General features: G+C 70.0%; 5 protein-coding genes. 2 read left to right on the top strand and 3 right to left on the bottom strand.

Annotation, left to right across the window (positions count from 1 at the left end; all coding sequences use genetic code 11):
• Positions 1-132, bottom strand: a 132-nt coding sequence (locus tag AOK24_RS47845) for a nuclear transport factor 2 family protein (protein WP_167376883.1), incomplete at its 3' end; no start/stop codon positions are given.
• Positions 133-240: 108 nt separating this feature from the next.
• Between AOK24_RS47845 and AOK24_RS32860 the strand changes: the two genes are divergently transcribed.
• Positions 241-837, top strand: a complete 597-nt coding sequence (locus AOK24_RS32860) for a DUF4291 domain-containing protein (protein ID WP_055723672.1) — start codon at positions 241-243, stop codon at positions 835-837.
• A 46-nt stretch (positions 838-883) separates the two neighbouring features.
• Here AOK24_RS32860 and AOK24_RS32865 read toward each other — a convergent pair whose 3' ends face one another.
• Both AOK24_RS32865 and AOK24_RS32870 read right to left on the bottom strand, forming a co-directional pair.
• Positions 884-1,468 carry a hypothetical protein gene (locus AOK24_RS32865; protein WP_055723673.1) on the bottom strand — a complete coding sequence of 195 codons (585 nt, stop codon included), beginning with the start codon at positions 1,466-1,468 and terminating at the stop codon, positions 884-886.
• A gap of 202 nt (positions 1,469-1,670) precedes the next feature.
• Positions 1,671-2,294, bottom strand: coding sequence for a hypothetical protein (locus AOK24_RS32870; RefSeq protein WP_055723674.1), 624 nt, complete (start codon positions 2,292-2,294; stop codon positions 1,671-1,673).
• 171 nt (positions 2,295-2,465) lie between these two features.
• On the opposite strand from AOK24_RS32870, the gene AOK24_RS32875 reads away from it, so the two are divergent.
• Positions 2,466-3,185, top strand: a 720-nt coding sequence (locus tag AOK24_RS32875; protein ID WP_055723675.1) for an SDR family oxidoreductase, incomplete at its 3' end; no start/stop codon positions are given.

Consider the following 3,185-nt stretch of genomic DNA (forward strand, 5'->3'; position numbering starts at 1 on the left):
CCGCCCCTCCCCCGCGAACAGTGCCTCGTACGCCCCCCAATCGGCGTCGTCCACGGCCCTCGCATAGTCGGTGATCAGCTCGTCGACGGCCAACCGGTCCATCACGGTGGCAAGTTCCACACGCTGGGTCATACGACCGAGTCTTGGGGATCACGGAGGCGGAGCCAAGAGGCCGTCGCAAACCGTCCTTGAGTTGATATTCACTGGCCCCGCCCCCACCCCTGCGGCGAGGCTTGCGCCGTGGAACATCCGAAGCACCAGATCCGAGCCCAGCACACCGACACCACCCTCACCGTCTACCAGGCCTACCGCCCCGAAATCGGCCTCCCCGCAGCCCGAGACGGCCACTTCCCGCCCGCCTGGAGCCGGACACGGATGACCTGGATCAAGCCCTCGTTCCTGTGGATGATGTACCGCTGCGGGTGGGGCGAGAAGGAGGGGCAGGAGACGGTGCTCGCCGTCGAGATCAGACGCGAGGGATTCGAGTGGGCGCTGCGGAACGCCTGCCTTTCGCATCACGTGCCGGAACTGCACGGGGAACTCGCCGAGTGGAAGCGGGAGTTGAAGCGGGCGCCGGCGCGGGTGCAGTGGGATCCGGAGCGGGATCTGCGGCTGGCCCCACTGCCCCACCGGTCTCTCCAACTGGGCCTGGCGGGGGAGGCGACGGAACGGTACGCGGACGACTGGATCGTGGGGATCGAGGACGTCACCGGGCTGGCGAAGAAGGTCCACGCGCACGTGCGGGCGGGTGAACTGGACGCGGCGGCCTCGCTGTTGCCGGAGGAACGGCCGTACGAGATCGACGAGGCGGCGCTCGCGCATCTGCGCAGGGACTGAACGGGAGATGTGCCGGCTCGGTCGCCGCCTCGGGCTGTGGACGCCGTCACTTGGCAGCCATCAGCTTGTTCAGCTGTGCCTCGATGATCGCTTTCGGTACGGCGACCGGCTCCTTGCCGCGTGGCCCGAAGGGGCGGTTGAGCGTGGTGAACATGACGACCGTGGCCCCTTGTCGGACAGCCACCACCGCGTGAGGCACCCGGACCGGCTCATCGCCCTCGCCGTACGACGCCAGCTGCGTGAGCCGGAGGGACACGGATTCATCGCCGTAGCCAGGGTCGGGTTGGAGTTGGATCGCGTCGTAGTCGAAGTCCACCAGGATGTCCTTGAAGGTCTCGCACCGCTCGGCGGCCGTCCGCAACGCGTCGATCACCTGCCTGGCATCTCCCGGGCTGTGCGACGCGAGGGTCATGTGCGCACTGGATCCGCGCTCCTTCGGGAAGACGAGCCGGGCGGTGCGCGCGGTGGCCGCGAAACCGCTACTGCCGCCCACCGCCCGCATGGCGGGCGCGCATTCGGCAGGGTCCGCCGATTTGCGGGACGCGAAGGTGGCGGCGGTTTCCCGCTGCACTTCGTAGCCGACGAGGTCTGTGCCGGTGATCGTCGCCCGTTCCAGGTCCGCCCCGCTCAACGGCTTGCCCTCTACACCGGACGTCCTTGTCGGCTCCGCTGCCGCACCTCCCCGGGAGCCCTGTCCGGTTCCGCATCCGGCGAACGTGTTCTGTGGCGCGAGCCCATCGGCCCGGCTCAAGACAGTGAGGAACGGGCAGACCTCCCGGCTGTCCGAGCCGGCCACCGTACAGTTCACTCAACGCCGCTCTGGCAGACGGCTGTCAGTCGAACGCTACGACGAGGCGGACGCCGTCGTCGCCGAAACGGTCCGCCAGAGCCTTCATCACGGCGAAGACATGGGGCCAGTGGGTCTCAGGACCCAGGACAGTGCCGACGGTCAACGGTTCGTATCTGCACGTCAGTTCGTCGGTGGTCCATTCGACAGGTCCCGTCGTGCTGTGCGGGCCCGGGGGCGGCATGCCCACCGCGGCCAGGGCTTCCGGCGGCCATGGGTCGGGCACGAGCTGTTGGTGCAGGACGGAGGGCAGTGATTTCGCGTGCCAGGTCAGCCGGCCGACGAAGTGCCCCGGCGTGGCCGCGGGATCCAGTGAGGCGAGCTCCGCCCAACTGACCCAGCTCGCGCCGTACATGTCTCCCGCCGCGACCCAGGACTCGAGCTGCGAGCGCAGACCACTCGACAGGTCGACGGGAAGACCGCGGTCCGGTGCGAGCGGGTGGAAGCCCGCGTGGTTGCGCACGCCGAAGAGACTGCCGAAGGCCGCGTAGTCGGTCTGGTCGTACAACGGCCAGAGGTCCATGGCCATCACCCACGGCTCACCGTCGTAGTAGTCGGTGCCGGCGCCGGGGTGACGGAACTCGATGCCGCCGTGGATGTCCGTGCTCACGAATCGGCACGGTAACAGTGCCGACCTGAACAGGCACGGGCGCCAAAGGCCGGATGGCCTCACCTGCCGACTCCCGCCCTTGCCGAACGAACGAGCCCATTTCGCGGCCGACGCGGTATGTCAGGCTGTGGACGTACCGTGAGGTTCGCTGTCGCACACCCCGGAGGCCGCATGTCCCCTGTCACTGTCGTCACCGGCGGGAGCCGGGGCATCGGCGCGGCGATCTGCCGTCGGCTCGCGGCTGAGGGGCACGACGTGGCGGTCGGGTACGTCCGGGACGCCGGCGCGGCGGAGGGAGTGGCCGGGGTGGTGCGGGACGCCGGTGCGCGTGCCGTCGTCGTACGGGTCGATACGTCCGTCGAGGCCGATGTGGAGCGGCTGTTCGAGGTCGCCGAGGGGCAGCTCGGCGCGGTGACCGGCCTCGTGAACAACGCGGGGGTGACCGGGCCGCTGGGCCGCCTCGCGGACGCCGACCCCGTGGATCTGCGGCGCGTCGTGGACGTCAACCTCCTTGGCGTACTGCTGTGTTCACGCCGGGCGGCGCAGCTGATGGCCCCCCGGGGCGCCGGGGCGATCGTCAACATCTCGTCCGCCGCGGCAACGCTCGGCAGCGCCGGGGACTATGTGCACTACGCCGCGAGCAAAGCGGCCGTCGACACGCTGACCGTCGGCCTGTCCCAGGAACTGGGGCCCGACGGCATCCGCGTCAACGCCGTCGCGCCCGGCATGATCGACACGGAGATGCACGCGGCGATGGGCGACCCGGATCGAGCACACCGGGCGGCCTCGGCAATCCCGCTGGGGAGACCGGGGCGGGCCGAGGAGATCGCGGGGGCCGTGGCGTGGCTGCTGTCGGGGGAGGCGGCGTACACGACGGGAGCGGTGCTGCGG

This window comes from Streptomyces niveiscabiei (genome assembly GCF_001419795.1).
Lineage (GTDB): Bacteria > Actinomycetota > Actinomycetes > Streptomycetales > Streptomycetaceae > Streptomyces > Streptomyces niveiscabiei.